The organism is Pedococcus sp. 2YAF34 (genome assembly GCF_052114585.1).
Lineage (GTDB): Bacteria > Actinomycetota > Actinomycetes > Actinomycetales > Dermatophilaceae > Pedococcus.
In genome coordinates this window covers 25,417-42,854 of sequence record NZ_JBFRFA010000013.1, presented here as the reverse complement: position 1 = coordinate 42,854, position 17,438 = coordinate 25,417, and the positions used below count along the sequence as shown (strand labels likewise).

Annotated in this window: 20 protein-coding genes and 1 pseudogene; 6 read left to right on the top strand and 15 right to left on the bottom strand. The window is 73.1% G+C overall.

All coding sequences use genetic code 11. The features are described from left to right. Position 1 precedes the first annotated feature (1 nt). Positions 2 to 538 (top strand): mismatch-specific DNA-glycosylase, encoded by a 537-nt coding sequence (locus tag AB4Z02_RS09245; protein WP_441970497.1) that lies wholly within the window; start codon positions 2 to 4, stop codon positions 536 to 538. Here the strand turns inward: AB4Z02_RS09245 and AB4Z02_RS09240 are convergent. The 3 genes from AB4Z02_RS09240 to rpsB form a co-directional block, all read right to left on the bottom strand. Further along, entirely contained in the window at positions 513 to 695 is a 183-nt protein-coding gene (locus AB4Z02_RS09240; protein ID WP_441970495.1) for a heme biosynthesis protein HemY, read from the bottom strand. The two genes, AB4Z02_RS09245 and AB4Z02_RS09240, sit on opposite strands and share 26 nt — an antisense overlap. A 130-nt stretch (positions 696 to 825) precedes the next feature. Next, complete coding sequence (tsf, locus tag AB4Z02_RS09235) at positions 826 to 1,656, bottom strand: translation elongation factor Ts (protein ID WP_441970493.1); 831 nt, start codon at positions 1,654 to 1,656, stop codon at positions 826 to 828. A gap of 44 nt (positions 1,657 to 1,700) precedes the next feature. Continuing rightward, positions 1,701 to 2,630, bottom strand: a complete 930-nt coding sequence (gene rpsB, locus AB4Z02_RS09230) for a 30S ribosomal protein S2 (RefSeq protein ID WP_441970491.1) — start codon at positions 2,628 to 2,630, stop codon at positions 1,701 to 1,703. 351 nt (positions 2,631 to 2,981) lie between these two features. Here rpsB and AB4Z02_RS09225 point away from each other — a divergent pair. Beyond that, a pseudogene (locus AB4Z02_RS09225) lies at positions 2,982 to 3,659 on the top strand (MFS transporter); the annotation flags it as partial. 52 nt (positions 3,660 to 3,711) lie between these two features. Further along, complete coding sequence (locus AB4Z02_RS09220; RefSeq protein WP_441970489.1) at positions 3,712 to 4,230, top strand: MFS transporter; 519 nt, start codon at positions 3,712 to 3,714, stop codon at positions 4,228 to 4,230. A gap of 3 nt (positions 4,231 to 4,233) precedes the next feature. Here the strand turns inward: AB4Z02_RS09220 and AB4Z02_RS09215 are convergent, their stop codons facing one another. Beyond that, entirely contained in the window at positions 4,234 to 4,614 is a 381-nt protein-coding gene (locus AB4Z02_RS09215; RefSeq protein ID WP_082590441.1) for an SET domain-containing protein, read from the bottom strand. 9 nt (positions 4,615 to 4,623) lie between these two features. Then, positions 4,624 to 5,568: a hypothetical protein gene (locus AB4Z02_RS09210; RefSeq protein ID WP_441970486.1), complete on the bottom strand. Its 945-nt coding sequence runs from the start codon at positions 5,566 to 5,568 to the stop codon at positions 4,624 to 4,626. Positions 5,569 to 5,637: 69 nt separating this feature from the next. Between AB4Z02_RS09210 and AB4Z02_RS09205 the strand changes: the two genes are divergently transcribed. Beyond that, positions 5,638 to 6,798 carry a pyridoxal phosphate-dependent aminotransferase gene (locus AB4Z02_RS09205; protein WP_441970484.1) on the top strand — a complete coding sequence of 387 codons (1,161 nt, stop codon included), beginning with the start codon at positions 5,638 to 5,640 and terminating at the stop codon, positions 6,796 to 6,798. A 368-nt stretch (positions 6,799 to 7,166) separates the two neighbouring features. Next, complete coding sequence (locus AB4Z02_RS09200) at positions 7,167 to 7,619, top strand: murein hydrolase activator EnvC family protein (RefSeq protein ID WP_441970482.1); 453 nt, start codon at positions 7,167 to 7,169, stop codon at positions 7,617 to 7,619. A gap of 61 nt (positions 7,620 to 7,680) precedes the next feature. Here the strand turns inward: AB4Z02_RS09200 and AB4Z02_RS09195 are convergent, their stop codons facing one another. From AB4Z02_RS09195 to rplS, 10 genes are all read right to left on the bottom strand, one after another. Next, positions 7,681 to 8,508: a DUF3152 domain-containing protein gene (locus tag AB4Z02_RS09195; protein ID WP_441970480.1), complete on the bottom strand. Its 828-nt coding sequence runs from the start codon at positions 8,506 to 8,508 to the stop codon at positions 7,681 to 7,683. A 105-nt stretch (positions 8,509 to 8,613) separates the two neighbouring features. Further along, entirely contained in the window at positions 8,614 to 9,534 is a 921-nt protein-coding gene (locus AB4Z02_RS09190; RefSeq protein WP_441970478.1) for a tyrosine recombinase XerC, read from the bottom strand. Positions 9,535 to 9,602: 68 nt separating this feature from the next. Further along, entirely contained in the window at positions 9,603 to 10,721 is a 1,119-nt protein-coding gene (dprA, locus tag AB4Z02_RS09185) for a DNA-processing protein DprA (RefSeq protein WP_441970476.1), read from the bottom strand. After that, positions 10,718 to 12,256, bottom strand: a complete 1,539-nt coding sequence (locus AB4Z02_RS09180) for a YifB family Mg chelatase-like AAA ATPase (RefSeq protein WP_441970474.1) — start codon at positions 12,254 to 12,256, stop codon at positions 10,718 to 10,720. The genes dprA and AB4Z02_RS09180 overlap by 4 nt, the downstream gene beginning before the upstream one ends. Next, positions 12,253 to 12,639 (bottom strand): YraN family protein, encoded by a 387-nt coding sequence (locus AB4Z02_RS09175; protein WP_056883650.1) that lies wholly within the window; start codon positions 12,637 to 12,639, stop codon positions 12,253 to 12,255. The genes AB4Z02_RS09180 and AB4Z02_RS09175 overlap by 4 nt, the downstream gene beginning before the upstream one ends. Before the next feature lie 108 nt (positions 12,640 to 12,747). Beyond that, entirely contained in the window at positions 12,748 to 13,065 is a 318-nt protein-coding gene (locus AB4Z02_RS09170; RefSeq protein WP_056883649.1) for a DUF2469 domain-containing protein, read from the bottom strand. Then, entirely contained in the window at positions 13,062 to 13,856 is a 795-nt protein-coding gene (locus AB4Z02_RS09165; RefSeq protein WP_441970471.1) for a ribonuclease HII, read from the bottom strand. Before AB4Z02_RS09165 ends, AB4Z02_RS09170 begins: the two co-directional genes overlap by 4 nt. A gap of 3 nt (positions 13,857 to 13,859) precedes the next feature. Then, positions 13,860 to 15,230, bottom strand: coding sequence for a signal peptidase I (gene lepB, locus AB4Z02_RS09160; RefSeq protein WP_441970470.1), 1,371 nt, complete (start codon positions 15,228 to 15,230; stop codon positions 13,860 to 13,862). After that, positions 15,227 to 16,015 carry a signal peptidase I gene (gene lepB, locus AB4Z02_RS09155; protein WP_082590433.1) on the bottom strand — a complete coding sequence of 263 codons (789 nt, stop codon included), beginning with the start codon at positions 16,013 to 16,015 and terminating at the stop codon, positions 15,227 to 15,229. Before lepB (AB4Z02_RS09155) ends, lepB (AB4Z02_RS09160) begins: the two co-directional genes overlap by 4 nt. 71 nt (positions 16,016 to 16,086) lie before the next feature. Next, positions 16,087 to 16,446 (bottom strand): 50S ribosomal protein L19, encoded by a 360-nt coding sequence (gene rplS, locus AB4Z02_RS09150; protein ID WP_056883648.1) that lies wholly within the window; start codon positions 16,444 to 16,446, stop codon positions 16,087 to 16,089. A 227-nt stretch (positions 16,447 to 16,673) separates the two neighbouring features. Here rplS and AB4Z02_RS09145 point away from each other — a divergent pair, with 227 nt between their 5' ends. Continuing rightward, positions 16,674 to 17,432: an ABC transporter permease gene (locus AB4Z02_RS09145; protein ID WP_441970468.1), complete on the top strand. Its 759-nt coding sequence runs from the start codon at positions 16,674 to 16,676 to the stop codon at positions 17,430 to 17,432. Positions 17,433 to 17,438 lie beyond the last annotated feature (6 nt).

The window sequence follows — 17,438 nt, the reverse complement described above, 5'->3', positions numbered from 1 at the left end:
CGTGGAGGTGCTGCCGGACATCGTGGGCTCGGACCCCGTCATCCTGTTCTGCGGGACGGCGGGGGCCGAGAGCACCAAGCACCGTGAGCACTACTACGCCTCGCCCGGCAACAGCTTCTGGGAGAGCGCGCACCTGAGCGGCCTCACGCCGCGACGGCTGCTGCCCGAGGAGGACCACACGGTCGTGGAGCACAGCCTGGGGCTGACCGACCTCGTCGGCCACTGGGACCACCACACCGGCCGGGGCTGGGTCGAGATCGACCGCCTCGTCGAGGCCGTCGAGAGGTGGCAGCCGGCGTTCCTCGCCTTCACCGCCAAGGGCACCGCCGCGCATGCGGCCCGGGCGCTGGGCCACCGTCCCCCGGGCCTCGGGATCGCGCCGTGGGGCCTTGGACCCTCGGACGTCTTCGTGCTGCCGGGCACGAGCGGCGCCAACCAGCGCAAGGACTACGACGGGCGGCCCACCCGCATCGCCTGGTGGCGTGACCTGGCCTCGCTGGCGGAGCCGGAGCTCAGAACCCGGCGTACCGGAGCATGAACTCGGTCTCGGTGTCCCGGCCCCCCTGCGGGTCGGGCGCCGGGTCGACGTCCTGGACCGTCCGCAGCTGCTCCGGCGGGACCCGCTCGGGCAGGTGGGTGTAGTCCCGCGGCGGGTGGTCCCGTGGCGGCGGCGTGGCCTTGCGTGCTCTCCCCATACCTCAGTATGCCGCGCGGCCGGCCCCGTCACGCGGCGTACGTCGTCAACGCGCGAGGCCCGCCCCCCGAAGGGGACGGGCCTCGTGTGCTGCGGTGGAGCCTGGCGAGCAGGCCCCGGTGGAGCCGGTGTCAGCTGCCGACGCGGAAGCGCGCGAAGGACGTCGCGGTCGCGCCGGCCTCCTCGAGCACCTTGGCGACGGTCTTCTTGGCGTCCTTGGCGAACGGCTGCTCGAGCAGGACGTTCTCCTTGAAGAAGCCGTTGACGCGACCCTCGACGATCTTCGGGAGGGCGGCCTCGGGCTTGCCCTCCTCCTTCGCGGTGGCCTCGGCGACGCGACGCTCGTTCTCGACGGTGGTCGGGTCGACCTCGTCACGGGTCAGCACGGTGGGGCTGAAGGCCGCCACGTGCATCGCGACGTCGCGCACGACCTGCTCGTCGCCACCCTCGGCGCCGACGAGGACACCGATCTGGGCGGGGAGGTCGGGGCTGGTCTTGTGCAGGTAGGACACGACGACCGGGGCCTCGACGCGGGCGACCCGCTTGACCTCGATCTTCTCGCCGATGGTGGCGTTGGCGTCGTCGAGCAGCTCCTGGACGGTGCGGCCGTCCTCGAGGTTGCTCTTGAGCAGCGCATCGGCGTCGGAAGCACCGGCGGCGACGGCCTGGGCGAGGACCTGGTCGGCCAGGGCGATGAACTTCTCGCCCTTCGCGACGAAGTCGGTCTCGCACAGGACCTCGACGAGGGTGCCCGTGCCGCCCTCGGCCTTGGCGGTGACCAGGCCGTTGGAGGTGGTGCGGCCCTCGCGCTTGGTGACGCCCTTGAGGCCCTTCACACGAAGGATCTCGGTGGCCTTGGCGCGGTCGCCGTCGGCCTCGTCGAGGGCCTTCTTGACGTCGAGCATGCCGGCGCCCGTGGACTCACGCAGCGCCTTGATGTCAGCGGCGGTGTAGTTCGCCATGTGTGTGTCTCAGCTCTTCTCTGTCAGCAGGTGCGGGTGGAAGCTCAGGCCTTGGCGTCGGCGTCGCTGGCCGCCGCCTCGGCGGGGGCCTCGGTCGCCTCGGCGGGGGCCTCGGTCGCCTCGGCAGCAGCCTCGGGGGCGTCGGCAGCAGCGGTCTCGCCGGCCTCGGGGGCCACGGTCTCCGCGGTCTTGGCGGCGTCGCCACCGAGCAGCTCGCGCTCCCACTCGGCGAGGGGCTCGTCACCGGCGACGACACCCTCGGCCTGCTCGCCGTTCTTGCCGGCGGAGCGGGAGATGAGGCCGTCGGCCACGGCGTCCGCGATCACGCGGGTGAGCAGCGTGACGGAGCGGATCGCGTCGTCGTTGCCGGGGATCTTGTAGTCGACCTCGTCGGGGTCGCAGTTGGTGTCGAGGATCGCGATGACCGGCAGGCCGAGCTTGCGCGCCTCGTCGACGGCGAGGTGCTCCTTCTTGGTGTCGACGATCCACACGGCCGAGGGGACCTTGGCCATGTTGCGGATGCCGCCGAGGGTCTTCTCGAGCTTGTCGCGCTCCCGCTTGAAGATCAGGAGCTCCTTCTTGGTGTAGCCCGAGCCCGCGACGTTGTCGTAGTCGAGCTCCTCGAGCTCCTTGAGGCGCGTGAGGCGCTTGGAGATCGTGTTGAAGTTGGTGAGCATGCCACCGAGCCAGCGGTGGTTGACGTACGGCATGCCGACGCGGGTCGCCTGCTCGGCGATGGGCTCCTGGGCCTGCTTCTTCGTGCCGACGAAGAGGATGGAGCCGCCGTGGGCGACGGTCTCGCGGACGAACTCGTACGCGTTGTTGATGTAGGTCAGCGACTGCTGCAGGTCGATGATGTAGATGCCGTTGCGCTCGGTCATGATGAAGCGCTTCATCTTGGGGTTCCAGCGACGGGTCTGGTGCCCGAAGTGGACGCCGCTCTCGAGGAGCTGGCGCATGGTAACGACGGCCATGCCGTGTCTCCTATGTGTCGTTGTCAGTTTCGTCGGACCCGCCATGGGGGCGTGGTCCTGCCTGGCGCCTGCACGCACCCCGCCGGCTGCCGTTGGCGGCCGGACTGCTGTGGTGCGCCCCTGTTCGGAGGTTCCTCGTCACAGGTGGGAAGACGCGCGAATTGGGTCGCCGCGTGCGAACACACGATGACCGTCGTCCATCGTACGTGCAGGGCGGCGTGATCGGGAAATCCGGGCAGGCGCGGGCGCCGCACCGAAACCGGGACGACCACGCCATACCGGCCGGGGTAGGGTCGCGCTCTTGTGACCCCCGTCCTGTCCCGCCTCGGTGAGTGGGTGGCCCCTGCGCGGATGGGGGTGCCGTTCCGCTGGAACCTCGCCTCGTCGTGGGTGGGCCAGCTCGGCGACGGGATCGCCCTCGCGGCGGGCCCGCTGCTCGTCGCCTCGCTGACGCGGGACCCCGCCCTGATCGCCGCCGCGGCGATGGTGCAGAACCTGCCCACCCTCCTGCTGGGCCTGTATGCCGGCGCGCTCGCCGACCGGGTCGACCGGCGGCGGCTCGTGCTCACGGCGAACCTCGTGCGGGTGGCCGTGCTGGCCGTCCTCGTCGTCACCATCGCCACCGGCACGGTGTCGATCGCGCTGCTGCTCGTGACGCTGTTCGCGGTGGGGGTTGCGGAGCTGTTCGCCGACACGGGCTGGCGCGCGGTGCTGCCGATGATCGTGCCCAAGGCCGACCTCGGCATCGGCAACGCCCGGCAGATGTCCGGCTTCCTCGTCGCGAACCAGTTCATCGGGCCGGCCGTCGGCGCCAGCCTGTTCGCCCTCGGCTCGGCGGTGCCGTTCGGGGTGCAGGCCACCGCCCTGCTGCTGGCGGCGGTGCTCTTCGCCAGGGTCCGGCTCCCCCGCGAGGAGTCCTCCTCGCGCCCGGAGCAGCACATCGGCCACGACATCCTCGACGGGCTGCGCTGGATCGCCGGCAACGCGCCCATCCGCACCCTCACCCTCGTGATCTTCATCTTCAACATCACTTGGGGGGCGCCCTGGGGCGTCCTCGTCTACTGGGCGCAGGAGCGGCTCGGTGTGGGGGGCGATCGGGTTCGGCCTGCTCACCACCTGCTCGGCCATCGGGGGCGTCACCTCCGTGCTGCTGTACGACCGCCTCGAGGCCCGGGTGCCGCTGGACCGGCTCATGAAGGCCTGCCTGACCCTCGAGGTGCTCACCCACCTCGCCCTGGCACTGACCACCGTGCCGTGGGTCGCCATGGCGATCATGGTCGTGTTCGGGGGGTATGCGTTCGTGTGGGGCTCGCTGTCGTCGGCGGTCCGCCAGCGGGCCACGCCGAACGAGTACCAGGGGCGCGTCGGCAGCGTCTACTGGCTCGGGCTGATCGTGGGACTGCTGGTCGGCCAGCTGCTCGGGGGCCTCATCGCCCGGCACTTCGGGGCGGCGGCGCCGTTCTGGTTCGCGTTCGTGGGCGCCGGGGTCACGCTGCTCGCGGTGTGGCGCCAGCTCGACCTGATCTCGCACGCCGAGGCGCCCGAGGAGGCCGAGGCGTCCGAGGCTTCCTCAGAGGCCAAAGGCGTCGAGGACCGCTGAGGGTCAGTCGGGGCCGTCGGGGTCGACGCCGTCCACGGCGCGCTGGACCTCCCGCGCCAGGTGGCCGGCGTAGCGCTGCTGGAGCTGCGGGATGCGCCAGTCGTCGCCGGTCACGAGCTGGCGGCACCGGTAGGTCTCGCAGTGGCAGCGCACGAGCAGGTCGGGGTCGGTGCTTCCCGTCGCGTAGTCGACCGTCAGCTCCTCCCCCGCGCCGATGTCGCGGAACGCGACGACCCCCGTGTCGTCAGGCGCCCACGCGAGCGAGGGGTCGCACGAGTGGTTGAGGGTGCCCGGGTCGACGTCCACGGTGGCCCCACGCCGGATGGCGGCGTCCGTGAACACCCCGTTCCCGGCGATCGCTGAGGCACGTCGCTCGGTGGCCATGGCGGCAGGCTACGCGCGCCGCGGTGCGGCGGACCCCCAGAGCCCGGTACGCAGCGCGAGCTGGTGCAGGGGCAGGCCGCGGCTGGCCAGCCACGTGGGCGACACCTCCGCCATGGACCCGGCGAGCCGCTCGGCGCGGTCCTCCCGCCCGATGCCCACGTGGCGGACCTCGAGCACGACGCCGGAACGGACCGTGGTCGCCACCATCGAGAAGCTCGAGCTGCCCTCCGGCTGCCGGCGGACCGACGGCACCGGCGAGTCCGGCTTCGACGGGTCGTTGGTGAGCGACACGTCGACGTACCCGCCGCGGACACCGTCGCACCACCACGAGTAGCGCAGGACGCCCGGCCCGGTGCTGGTGACGTAGCGCGGCTCGCAGCTCGGGTCGTCGCCCGTCGGCACCCAGACCGTGACCCCAGCCGTTCGCACGTCCCGGAGGACGTGCTCCACCTCCACCCGCTCCCCCAGCCACACATCGAGCGAGAGCATGGCCGCGAGGACGCCGATCGCGGTGACGGCCGGGAGCGCCCTGCGCCCGGAGACGAGCGACCACCGTCCGGCCAGCGCGGCGAGGAGCGGCACGAGGAGCCCGATGACCCAGATGAGCCCCGTCGTCTCGAACGTGGAGACCACCAGGACGACGAGCGCCACGGCGACGACGAAGACCGGGCCGGACCGGCGCTGCCCGCGCCAGAGCGCCGTCCCCACCCACGCCGTGGCAACCAGCACCGAGGCGCCGAAGACGAGCAGACCCACGACAAAGGCCGCCAGCGGGTCCGCCCCCGCAGCCAGGCCCAGTGGGAAGACAGCCATGGCGGCGCCGGCACCGACGACCAGCGACAGCACGATCCGCGTGTAGCTGCGCTGCAACGTCTCCGCCAGGGTCGAGGGCGGGACCGGCGCGTCGTGCGGAGCAGCAGCCGGCGCTCCCCCCTCGGACGGCCCTGACGACATGGCGGTCACCCTAGGACGGCGCGCCCCGGTTCGGGGTCGAAACCGGCGTGGACCGCATACCGTCGGCGCATGGCCACCCCGCTCGTCTCCCGCATGCACGGCTTCGGCACCACGATCTTCGCCGAGATGACCGGACTCGCCACCCAGCACGGCGCGGTCAACCTCGGGCAGGGCTTCCCCGACACCGACGGTCCGCAGGAGATGCTCGACGCCGCCAAGGCGGCGATCGACGGCGGTCGCAACCAGTACCCACCGGGCCCCGGGGTGCCCGAGCTGCTCGAGGCGGTGGCCGCCCACCAGTCCCGGTTCTACGGCATCGACCTCGACCCCCGCTCGGAGGTCCTGGTCACCGTGGGCGCGACCGAGGCGATCGCCGCGACCATCCTCGCTCTGTGCGAGGTCGGCGACGAGGTGGTCACCTTCGAGCCCTACTACGACTCGTACGCCGCCTCGATCGCCCTCGCCGGCGCGGTGCGGCGCACGTCGGTGCTGAGGTTCCCCGACTTCGCCGTCGACGAGGCGTCGCTGCGTGCTGCGTTCTCGCCGCGGACCCGGCTGGTGCTGCTCAACACCCCGCACAACCCGACGGGCAAGGTCTTCACACGCGCGGAGCTCGAGCTGATCTGCTCCCTCGCCAAGGAGTTCGACGCGTGGGTCGTCACCGACGAGGTCTACGAGCACCTGGTCTTCGGGGACGCGGTGCACGTCCCGGTCGCGACCCTGCCGGCGATGCGTGAGCGGACGCTGACGATCTCCTCGGCCGGCAAGACGTTCTCCGCCACGGGCTGGAAGGTCGGCTGGGTGGCCGGACCCGCGGAGGCCGTTGCGGCCGTGCGCACCGTCAAGCAGTTCCTCACCTTCGTCGGCTCGGGCCCGTTCCAGCCGGCCGTGGCGGTGGCGCTCGGGCTCGGCGACGACGTGTATGCCGGTCTTGCCTCGTCGCTGCAGGCCAAGCGCGACCTGCTCGTGTCGGGGCTGCGCGGTGCCGGGCTGAAGGTGTCGGTGCCGGACGGCACCTACTTCGTGATCGCCGATGCCGCCGCCCTCGGGGCCACCGACGCCCTGGAGTTCTGCCGTGAGCTGCCCCTCCGCGCCGGGGTGGTCGGCGTGCCGGTGTCGGTGTTCCACGACGACGTCGAGGCGGCCAGGACGCTCGTGCGGTTCGCGTTCTGCAAGCGCGACGAGGTGCTGCACGAGGCGGTCGAGCGGCTGGCCGCCCTGCGGCCGTAGGCGGCTGCGTTCTTCCGCTCCCTGGTGGGAGCGCCTCCACAGGAGGCGTCCCGGCGGTGGTGCGTCCACAGCCCGGCTGCGCAGTGCTGGCCGGGTGTCCCGCCGCCGGGCACGGTCGACAGGTGAGATCACTCCTCGTGTCGACGCTGCTCGTTGCCTCCGCGGCCGCCCTCGCCGGCGCGTCGGTGTCGGCGCCCACGGCACCAGCACCCCCTGCCACCTGGATGCCGGCGCCCCCGTCCATCAGGACGGCGTCGTCCCGTGGTGTCGCGCTCGCCCGGGTCCTGACGGCCGGAGCCGTGCCGCCGCGAACGAGCCCCGCGACATCGACGCCTGCGCGGGCGTCGGCACCGTCGAGGCAGGTTCCCGTGGCCGTCCCCTCTCCCGGTGCCGGCGGCACGGTGCTGCGCGGCCGGTGGTCGTGGCCGCTGACGCCGCGCCCGGAGGTCGTGCGGCCGTTCGTGCGCCCCGCCAGCCGCTACGGCGTCGGCCACCGCGGGGTCGACCTCGCCGGGCAGTCAGGTCAGCCGGTGCTCGCGGTGGACGACGGCGTGGTCAGCCACGTCGGGGTCATCGCCGGGCGGGGCACCGTGACCGTGGTCCACACCTCGGGTCTGCGGTCGACGTACGAGCCTGTGGACGCCGGGGTGCAACGCGGGGACCTCGTCGTCAGGGGCAGTCCCCTGGGGTCGCTCTCCGAGGCGGGTTCGCACTGCGGGGCGCTGGCCTGCCTGCACCTCGGCGCGATCCGCGACGCCGACTACCTCGACCCGCTCACGCTCCTCGGCGGCGCGAGGGTGCGACTGCTGCCACTGCGCTGACGGGCTCGGGTGGGGCGGCTCCGGTGGGGTCAGGCTCCGCCGGAGTCAGGCTCCGCCGGAGTCAGGCTCCGCTGGGGAAGGGCCAGGGGCTGCAGCCGCCGAGGCTCAGGGTCTGCTGCACCATGACGGGTGCGCGCTTGCCCTTCTGCGGGCACTGGCGGTGCTGGTGGCCCAGGCCGTGGCCGACCTCGTGGTTGACCTGGTACATCCGGTAGCGCGCGACGTCGGTGCCGTAGCTGTCGTCGCCGAGCATCCAGCGGCGCAGGTTGAGGACGGAGCGTTCGCCGTTCCAGCAGGACACCTGCGAGAGGGTCTGCATGGGCGCGCACAACTTGTCCGTGAGGCTGGGGCTGGCGAGGGTGACCCGGATGTCGACCGGGGCGCCCTTGGCGGCCTCGGCCGGGCTCACGTTGACGAAGTGGATGCCGTCGACGCCCTGCCAGCCGCGGGAGTCCAGGAGCACGGCTTGCACCGTGCCGGCGACCTGGGTGGTGTCGACACCGAGGCCCCCCTCGACCTCGACGGTGTAGCGGACGGCCCGACCCGAGGTGGCCTCCTTGGCATCGGGCACCGGGACGACCGAGATCTTGCCGTTGCCGTGCTCGGGTACCGAGGCCTCGTCGACCGCAGGCGTCTCCGTGGCGGACGAGCCGTCCTCCGGGTTGGGCGTGGCCGTCGTCCGGGAAGCGGTGGGCGCCGTGGTCGTCGTGGAGCCGCCCGCCGGCACGGCCTTGACCGGCGCGGGGGTGTCGTCCTGCAGGAGGTGGCGGACCCCGAGCGCAGCGAGCAGGACGAGGGCCAGCGTCACCGCGAGGGTGCGCCGCAGGCGCACCTGCCGGCTCGTGCGGGGGTGTGCGAACCGCTTGGCGGTCGTGCGCGGGGCGCTCACGTGCTGGCTCCGAACCTCTCGTGTGGTGCCGCTGCGGTGCGGGACGGGTCCTCGCGGGTGCCCCATTCTCCACCAGGCCGGCCCATCACGGTGAGCGGCACGCCGTCAGGCGCGCGGGTGGGCCTGACGGTAGGACTGCTTGAGGCGGTCGACGGACACGTGGGTGTAGATCTGCGTCGTCGCCAGCGAGGCGTGGCCGAGCAGCTCCTGGACGAGGCGGAGGTCGGCACCCCCTTCGAGCAGGTGCGTCGCGGCGCTGTGGCGCAAGCCGTGCGGCCCGATGTCTGGGGCGTCGGGCACGTGGCTGAGCAGGTCGTGCAGGGCCGACCGGATCTGGCGCGGGTCGGCTCGGCGTCCCCGGCGCCCCAGCAGCAGGGCCGGACCGCTGGCGGGACCTGCGACCTGGGGCCGTCCGAGCTCCACCCAGGCGATGACGGCCTCACGCGCAGGTGTTCCGAAGGGCACGGTGCGCTCCTTGCTGCCCTTGCCCATGACCCGGACGACGCACCGGTCGAGGTCGACGTCGTCGATGTCGAGCGCTGCGAGCTCACCGACGCGGATGCCGCTGGCGTAGAGCAGCTCCAGCGCCGCCCGGTCGCGCAGGTGGATCGGGTCCTGGTCGTCGCTGGCGACCGCAGCGACGTCGAGCAGGGCCGTGGCATCGGCCTGGCGCAGCACCTCGGGCAGGTGACGGCCGCGCTTCGGCGCCACGAGCCGCAGGGAGGGGTCGCTGTCGAGGCGCCCGGTCTGCGTGGCCCAGCCCAGGAACGTGCGTACCGCGGCCGACCTCCTGGCGATCGTGGACCGCGCAGCACCGGACTGGGCCTGCTGCGCGAGCCAGGCCCTCAGGTCCTGGAGCCGGACGTCGCGGAGCCCGCCGACCCCGGTCTCGTCCAGGAACGACACGAGGCTCCGCACGTCGCCGAGGTAGGCGCGGGTCGTGTGCTCCGACCGACCGCGCTCACTGCGCAGGTGTCGCTCGAAGGCAGCCAGGACCTCGCCCCAGCCCTTCTCCCTCGTCTCCACACGGGTCACCGTCGCCCACCGGCCGCCCCGGGCACAAGCCGCCACCCCGCGGACCCCGACCCTGGCGTCTATGTCGGCGATGGCCTGCGCGCTCGGCGGTAGCCGTCCTGGTCGCGAGCCGCGAGGTCGTTGGCGACGAGGATGCCCAGCGCGCTGACGGCCTCCGCGGTGCTGGTGCCGCACTGCCGAGCGACGTCTTCCGCCGTGGTGGAGGCGTGGACCCGCAGGAAACCCAGGACTGCCCGGTGCACGGGCTCGAGGTCGTCCTCCGGTGTGTACGGGCCTTCCTTGTGCGGCGCCAGCTCGCCGATGGGCCCGACCTCCTGTGCGACCTCCGCCGCGTCGGTGACCAGGATGGCGCCGTCACGGATGAGCACGTGGCAGCCTGCCGACGCGGCCGAGCTCACCGGTCCGGGCACGGCGCAGACCACGCGGTGGTGGTCGCGCGCCGTCGTGGCCGTGTTGCGCGAGCCCGACCGCAGGCCGGCCTCGACGACCACGGTCCCCTGGGTCATCGTCGCGATGAGCCGGTTGCGGCTGAGGAAGCGCCACCGGGTGGGCGACGAGCCGGGCGGGACCTCGCTCACCACGGCGCCCACCGCGGTGATGCGGCCAAGCAACCCCGCGTGTCCCGCGGGGTAAGGACGGTCCAGGCCACCGGCGACCACGGCCACGGTGGCGCCGTAGACCGCGAGGGCGCCCTCGTGCGCAGCCCCGTCGATGCCGTACGCCGCGCCGGAGACGACGGTGAACCGGCGTTCGGCGAGGCCGGCAGCGAGCTCCCGCGCCTGGTGGACGCCGTAGCCGGTCGCGGCCCTCGCCCCCACCACCGCCACGCTGCGCGCGCAGGCCTCCCTCAGCTCGAGCGGGCCCTTCACCCAGAGGCAGAAAGGTGGCGCGGCCAGGCCGTCGAGCCCGGCAGGCCACTCCTCGTCACCCGGGACGACCAAGCGGGCCCCGAGCGCCCGGGCGATCTCGAGGTCGCGCACCACGTCGAGGGTCTCCAGCCGTGGCAGCAGCCGCTGCGCCAGGGCGCTGGCGGGGTCGAGCCCGTGCAGCGCCTGTTCGGCACCGACCGCGCCGACGAGCCTGGCCGCGGCGGGGTCACCGGGCTCGACCAGCCGCGCCCAGGCCACCCGTGCGGCGCGGTCACCCTCGGGCACCCGCAGCCGTGGTAGGGCGGTCATGCGGCCACCGGGCCCTGGTTGCGCAGGGTCAGGGCCGTGCCGAGGTCGTCGCGGGACGGCCCGGTCCTGCCGGAGAGGTCGGCCACGGTCCAGCCCAGGCGCAGCACGCGGTCGTAGCCGCGCAGCGTCAGCTGGCCGCGGTCGAGGGCCCGGTCGATGTCGGTCGTCACCGCCCTCCCGAGCCGACGCGTTCCCCTGCGCAGGAAGGCACCCGGCACGTGGCTGTTGAGCTGCCACGGCAACCCGCTCCACCGCTCGGCCTGGACCGCCCGCGCCTCGCCGACGCGGGCAGCCACGCACTCGCTGGACTCCCCGAGCTCACCGCCCAGCGACGACAGGCTCACCGCCGGGACGTGGACCTGCAGGTCGACCCGGTCCAGCAGCGGACCCGACAGGCGCCCGACGTAGTTGCGCTTGGCCATCGGGCTGCACGCGCAGCCGACCCCCTTGCCGAACCCGAGCCCGCAGGGACACGGGTTGGCGGCCATCACGAGCTGGAAACGGGCCGGGAACCGCACGGCGGTCCGCGCCCTGGCCACGACCACCTCGCCGGACTCCAGCGGCTGCCGCAGCGCCTGCAGGGCGCCGGTCTTGAACTCGGGCGCCTCGTCGAGGAACAGCACGCCGTGGTGCGCCTGCGAGATCGCCCCCGGTCGGACCGCGCTGCTGCCGCCGCCGATGATCGCCGCCTGGGTCGCGCTGTGGTGCGGCGCGACGAACGGTGGAACCCCCTCGACGTCGAGCTCGGCAGCGGTCACGCCCAGCAGGGACTTCACCGCCAGGACGTCGATGGACTGCTCGCGGGTCAGGCGGGGCAGCACGGAGACGAGCCGCTCGGCCAGCATCGTCTTCCCCGAGCCTGGTGGGCCTAGCAGGAAGAGGTGGTGGCCACCGGCGGCGGCCAGCTCGAGGGCGGTCCGGGCCTCGGGTTGCCCCACCACGTCGGCGAGGTCGTGGGTGGGGCTGGACGGGGCCGTCGGACGCGTCGCCGACTCCGGCACCCCGAGGTCGAGGCGGTCGCCACCGAGGCGGTAGGCGGCGACGAGGTCGTTGAGGTGGCGCACGGCGTGGACCCGGATCCCCGGGACCAGGGCGGCCTCGGCGGCGTTGTCCTCGGGCACGACCACGTCGGTGCAGCCGGCCCGGGCGGCGCACAGGACCGCGGGCAGGACGCCGCGCACGCGCCGTACCTCGCCGTTGAGCCCGAGCTCGCCGAGGTGGACGGTGTCGGCCACCCGCCCTGCGGGCACGAGGTCGATGGCGGCCAGGACGGCCACCGCGATCGGCAGGTCGAACCCGCTGCCGTTCTTGGGGATCGAGGCCGGCGAGAGGTTGACGGTGAGCCGGTCCTGGGCCAGCGAGCGCCCGATGCTGGCCGTGGCCGCCTTCACCCGGTTGGGCGACTGGGCGCAGGCCGTGTCGGGCAGCCCGCCGAGCATGAACGCGGGCAGCCCACCGGAGAGGTGGGCCTCCACCTCCACGACGGCGCCGTCGAGGCCCTCCAGGGTCACCGACCGCGTGCGACCGAAGCTCATGCGCCGACCCCCACCAGGTGGCTGAGGCGGGCCGGGCCCCGGTGCGGCCTCAGGATCCCGATGACGTCGATCCGCACCCGCGGGGCCCGGTCGTCGTGGGCCTGCAGCCACGCGGCTGCCAACGTGCGCAGCCGCACCGCCTTGCGCCCGTCGACCGCCTCGACGGCCGAGCCGAAGCGGGAGGTGCGCCGCGTCTTGACCTCGCAGAACACCAGGCAGTCGCCGTCGCGGGCGACGAGGTCGATCTCGCCGCGGGCGCAGCGCCAGTTGCGGTCGACGACCACCATCCCCTGGTCCTGCAGGTAGCGCGCGGCGAGCTGCTCGCCGTACGCGCCGAGCTCTCGCCGTCGGTCCGGAGCCGGTCGCCCAGTCGCTGGTTGCATGCCCCCAGACAAGCGGGGACGAGCCGCTCGGGACCACCACCGGGCCTGGGCCTGTGGACGGTCCCGCCCGCGCGCCCGGCCTGTGGACTGCGGGCGGGGGGCGGTGTCCTAGAAGCCGGAGTCCTTCGGCAGCTCGAGCTCGGACTTCGCGAGCTCCTCGACGTTGACGTCCTTGAACGTCACCACGCGCACCTGCTTGGCGAACCGGGCCGGGCGGTAGATGTCCCAGACCCAGGCGTCCTGCATGGTGACGTCGAAGTAGACCTCTCCCCCGTCGCTGCGCACCTTCACGTCGACGGAGTTGCACAGGTAGAAACGGCGCTCGGTCTCGACCACGTGGGAGAACAGCCCGACCACGTCGCGGTACTCGCGGTAGAGCGCGAGCTCCATCTCGCTCTCGTACTTCTCGAGGTCCTCGGAACTCATGGCCTGCTCATCTCCGGTTCGTTCGCGGCGGTCGTGGGCTGGTCGACACCGTCCCCGACCTCGTGGGCCTTCTCGTCGACCCTCTCATCCTGCCCCGGGAGCCCGGGCAGCCGCCACGACCGGCGGTGCAGCTCCGTGGCGCCGTGCAGCTCGAGGGCCGTCATGTGCTCAGGTGCTGCGTACCCCTTGTTGACCTCCCAGCCGTAGACCGGGTGCTGCGGCGCGTATGCCGTCATCATGGCGTCGCGCTCGACCTTGGCCAGCACCGAGGCAGCCGCGACGGAGGAGCACTTGAGGTCGGCCTTGGTCATCGTCGTCACCGGCGGCGTGGCCGGCGGCTCCTCCCCCGTGAACGCGAACAGCCCCACCTCGTCGGGCGCGGTCAGCCAGTCGTGGTTGCCGTCGAGGATCACCAGGTCGGGAACGACCCCCATGGCGGCCAGCGCCCGGCACCCGGCCAGCCGCAGCGCAGCGATGATGCCGATCTCGTCGATCTCCGCCGGTGAGGCGTGGCCGACGGCGTGGGCCAGGCACCAGCGCTGGATCTTCGGCACCATGGCGACCCGGGCAGCGGGGGTCAGCAGCTTGGAGTCCTTGACGCCGGTCGGGGCGCTGCGGCAGGTCTCGTCGATCATCACGACCCCGACGCTGACGGGACCGGCGAGGGCGCCGCGGCCCACCTCGTCCATCCCGGCGAGCACGCGGTGCCCGTCGCGCTGCAGGGCGCGCTCGACCCGGAGGCTCGGCTTGCGCGAGCCGGTGCGGGCGGCCGTGGTGGCGGTGGTGGCCACTGCTCAGCCCCCGCCGTCCGTCGTCCCGCTGCCGGTCGCGGAGTTCCCGTCGGTGCCGGACTCGGTGCCGGACTCGCTGCCGGTGTCGTTGCCGGGCACCTCGGTGCCACCGCTGCCGGGGACGCCGGGGCCGGACGGCGCCTGCTGCCCGACGGCAGGGCTGTCGGAGCTCGGTGCGGGGACCTTGGCGAAGACCTCGCGCGGGTTGGACAGCCACGTCATGTGGTCCAGCGGCCAGACGAGGGCGACGGCGCGACCGACGATGAGCCGCTCGTCCACAGAGCCCTGGCTGCCGTTGTCCTCGGGGCCGTCGTGGGCTCGGGAGTCGGCGGAGTTGGAGCGGTGGTCGCCCATCACCCAGACGCGCCCGCGGGGCACGGTGATGTCGAAGTCCTGCTCGCTCGCCGCGTCGCCGGGCTTGAGGTAGGGCTCCTTGATGGCGGTGCCGTTGATGGTGATCCGACCACCCTCGTCGCAGCAGACGACGTGGTCGCCGGGCAGGCCGATGACGCGCTTGATGAGGTGGTTCTCGGAGTTGTCCGGCAGCAGGCCGACGAACGTCATGGTCTCGCGGATGGCGGTGACGACCTTGCCGTGCGGCACGGCCGGCGTCTCCTCGAGCCAGTTGCCGGGGTCGGCGAACACGACGATGTCGCCGCGCTTGAGGTCGACCGGCCCGGGCGTGAGCTTGCTGACGATGACCCGGTCGTTGAGGACGAGGGTGTCCTCCATCGACCCGGAGGGGATGTAGAAGGCCTGCAGCAGCCAGGTCTTGACGATGAACGAGAGCACCAGCGCCATGCCCACGACGATGGCGAACTCCTTGACGGCCGCCCCGACCACCGCCAGCGGGCTCGCGTCCTGCGGTGCGTCGTCGGCACCGTCCTGGTCGGACCCCGTACGCGGTCGGGTGGCGTCGTCATCGCCGGACCCCACGCCCACGGTCGAGGCCGCGCCTGCGGCCGCGCCGGCGCCCAGGGTCGGGGGCACCCCGGTGTCGTGGCGCTCGTCCGCGGCGTCCTGCGTGGTGACGGCGTCGTGGGTGTGGTCGGCCGCGTGGGTGTCGTCGGCGCGACCCGTACGGTGCGCGGGCACCTGGTCCTCCTGCGGGTCGTGGTCGGCGGTGGGGACCTCGAGCTCCGGCTCGAGCCAGGCGGGGTCGCGCGCGTCGGAGGGCGCGGAACCAGGGGCAGCGGCAGGGTCGGCGTCGGCGCCTTCGTCCGCAGCCAGGTCGTGGCGCAGCCACGGGCTCCCGGGAACCTCCTGCGCACCGTTGCCCTGCGCCCCGTTGCCCTGGGGGTCGGCCGGGGCGGACGCCTGCTCGCGGTCGAAGCCGAGCCAGCCGCGGTCCTCCCCGCCGGGAGCGCGGGTCACCGCTGCCCCGCCCGGGGGATGTCGGCGAGCGCGGCGGGGCTCGGGAAGCCACCCAACCGACCCAGGGGCCAGAACGTCACGCCGGCTCGGCCCACGACGTCCTTCTCGCGGACCATGCCGCCGCCGGGGTCGCCGAGGTGGGCCCGGGAGTCGGCGCTGTCGCTGCGGTGGTCGCCCATGACCCAGAGCCGCCCGGCCGGGACGGTCACGTCGAAGGTGAGGTCGCTGGGCTTGTCGCCGGGGTGCAGGTAGTCCTCCTGGACGGCCTTGCCGTTGACCGTGAGGCGACCGTCGGTGTCGCAGCAGACGACGTGGTCACCGGGGAGGCCGACCACGCGCTTGACGAAGTCCTGCTCCCCGAGGTCGATGCCCACGGCCGACGCGGCGCCCGCGAGGGTGCGCCCGATGAGGCCGTCGGCCTGGTGCGGGCTGCGGTCGGCGGCCGCGAAGGTGGTCGTCCCGTCGAACACGACCACGTCGCCCCGGGACAGGTCGCCGCCGGAGACCAGCTTGTTGACCAGGATGCGGTCGCCGGGCTCGATCGTGGGCTCCATCGACCCGGACGGCACGTAGAACGACTGCACGAGGAAACCCCGGACCAGGAGCATGACCACCACGGCGATGACGGCGAGCACGAGCCACGAGGGGCCCTGCCGCCGGTCGTCGGCGCTCGCGTCGACCGCCCGCTGCGAGGCGGGGTCGACGGGCACGGACACCGCCGCCGCGTCAGCGCGAGCTGACGCGGCGGCCGGGTCCTGCTGGGGTGTTCCGGGTCCGGGGTTCATCGCTTCCGGAGCCTAGCCCTCGAGTCTGGGTCGGACGTGCCGGGGCACCCGAGGGCCGAGATGACGTCGCCCTACTTGGCGGGGGTCGTCTCGCGCTTCTCCTTGATCTTGGCGGCCTTGCCGCGCAGGTCGCGCAGGTAGTAGAGCTTGGCGCGACGGACGTCACCGCGGGTGACGACCTCGATCTTCTCGATGATCGGGGTGTGCAGCGGGAACGTGCGCTCCACGCCGACACCGAAGGAGACCTTGCGGACGGTGAAGGTCTCGCCGACCCCACCACCGTGGCGGCGGATCACGACGCCCTTGAAGACCTGGACGCGGGAGCGGGTGCCCTCGACGACCTTGACGTGGACGTTGATGGTGTCACCGGCGCGGAAGGCGGGGACGTCGTCGCGCAGGGACGCCTTGTCGATCTCGTCGAAACGCTGCATGGCGGATTCGCTTTCTTCTCGGCGCCACAGGTCGCCCAGGGTGTAGTCGTGCGTGGTGTGGTGGTGCGTGCTGCCTGCGCCGCGTGCGTGGCTGGTGGGCCCGGCACCCGGAGAACCGGGGCCGTTGCACTCCCCCTGTGGCAGGGGCGTGTGTCGAGCAGACGCAAGGAGTCATTCTGCCACGACGGGGGCCCCGCCCCGAAATCGCGCCCCACTAGCGTGGGCGCGTGACCATCAACCCGGGCTGGCCCGTCGGAGTGGCCCTCGTCGTGCTCCTCGCCGTAGCCCTGGCCGCGCACCGGGTCAGCGGCTACGGCCTCGAGCGGCCCTCCCTCGTCGCGGCGGTCCGGGCCGTCGCCCAGCTCGGTGTCGCCGCCATGCTCATCACGGCCGTGATCGAGAACCTCTGGCTCTCGGTGCTGCTCGTCCTGGCCATGTTCTCGATGGGGGTGGCCACCACGACCCGCCGCGTCGAGGCCCCTGCGGCGTGGGCGCCGGCGGCCGCGTCCATGGCGGCCGGGATCCTGCCGGTGCTCGTGGTGGTGCTGGGCACCGGCACCATCCCGTTGAAGGGCATCGCGCTCATCCCCGTCGCCGGGATCATCGTCGGCAACGCGATGACCGCCCACACGCTCGTGGGCAGGCGTGCCTTCGCGGCACTGCGGGAGGAGCACGCGCAGTACGAGGCGCTGCTGTCCCTGGGCCTGCTGCCCGACCAGGCGATCACCGAGATCATCCACCGCCGCGCCCCCGAGGCCCTGCTGCCCGGGCTCGACCAGGTGAAGACCACCGGTGTCGTGACGCTTCCGGGCGCGTTCATCGGCGTCATGCTCGGTGGCGGCTCGCCCGTGCAGGCGGCGACCGCGCAGGTGCTGGTGCTGTTCGGGATCATGGCCGCGCAGACCGTGACCGTCGGTGTGGCGGAGCGGCTGATCGCCGCCCGCCGCCTGGTCACCCCGGACCTGCGGACCGCGCTGGTCGACTGAGGACGT

Excerpts from the sequence above, each read along its gene's own strand:
- AB4Z02_RS09240 (WP_441970495.1), bottom strand. The coding sequence starts at position 695 with ATGGGGAGAGCACGCAAGGCCACGCCGCCGCCACGGGACCACCCGCCG.
- tsf (WP_441970493.1), bottom strand. The coding sequence starts at position 1,656 with ATGGCGAACTACACCGCCGCTGACATCAAGGCGCTGCGTGAGTCCACG.
- rpsB (WP_441970491.1), bottom strand. The coding sequence starts at position 2,630 with ATGGCCGTCGTTACCATGCGCCAGCTCCTCGAGAGCGGCGTCCACTTC.
- AB4Z02_RS09215 (WP_082590441.1), bottom strand. The coding sequence starts at position 4,614 with ATGGCCACCGAGCGACGTGCCTCAGCGATCGCCGGGAACGGGGTGTTC.
- AB4Z02_RS09210 (WP_441970486.1), bottom strand. The coding sequence starts at position 5,568 with ATGTCGTCAGGGCCGTCCGAGGGGGGAGCGCCGGCTGCTGCTCCGCAC.
- AB4Z02_RS09205 (WP_441970484.1), top strand. The coding sequence starts at position 5,638 with ATGGCCACCCCGCTCGTCTCCCGCATGCACGGCTTCGGCACCACGATC.
- dprA (WP_441970476.1), bottom strand. The coding sequence starts at position 10,721 with ATGACCGCCCTACCACGGCTGCGGGTGCCCGAGGGTGACCGCGCCGCA.
- AB4Z02_RS09180 (WP_441970474.1), bottom strand. The coding sequence starts at position 12,256 with ATGAGCTTCGGTCGCACGCGGTCGGTGACCCTGGAGGGCCTCGACGGC.
- AB4Z02_RS09175 (WP_056883650.1), bottom strand. The coding sequence starts at position 12,639 with ATGCAACCAGCGACTGGGCGACCGGCTCCGGACCGACGGCGAGAGCTC.
- AB4Z02_RS09170 (WP_056883649.1), bottom strand. The coding sequence starts at position 13,065 with ATGAGTTCCGAGGACCTCGAGAAGTACGAGAGCGAGATGGAGCTCGCG.
- lepB (WP_082590433.1), bottom strand. The coding sequence starts at position 16,015 with ATGAACCCCGGACCCGGAACACCCCAGCAGGACCCGGCCGCCGCGTCA.
- rplS (WP_056883648.1), bottom strand. The coding sequence starts at position 16,446 with ATGCAGCGTTTCGACGAGATCGACAAGGCGTCCCTGCGCGACGACGTC.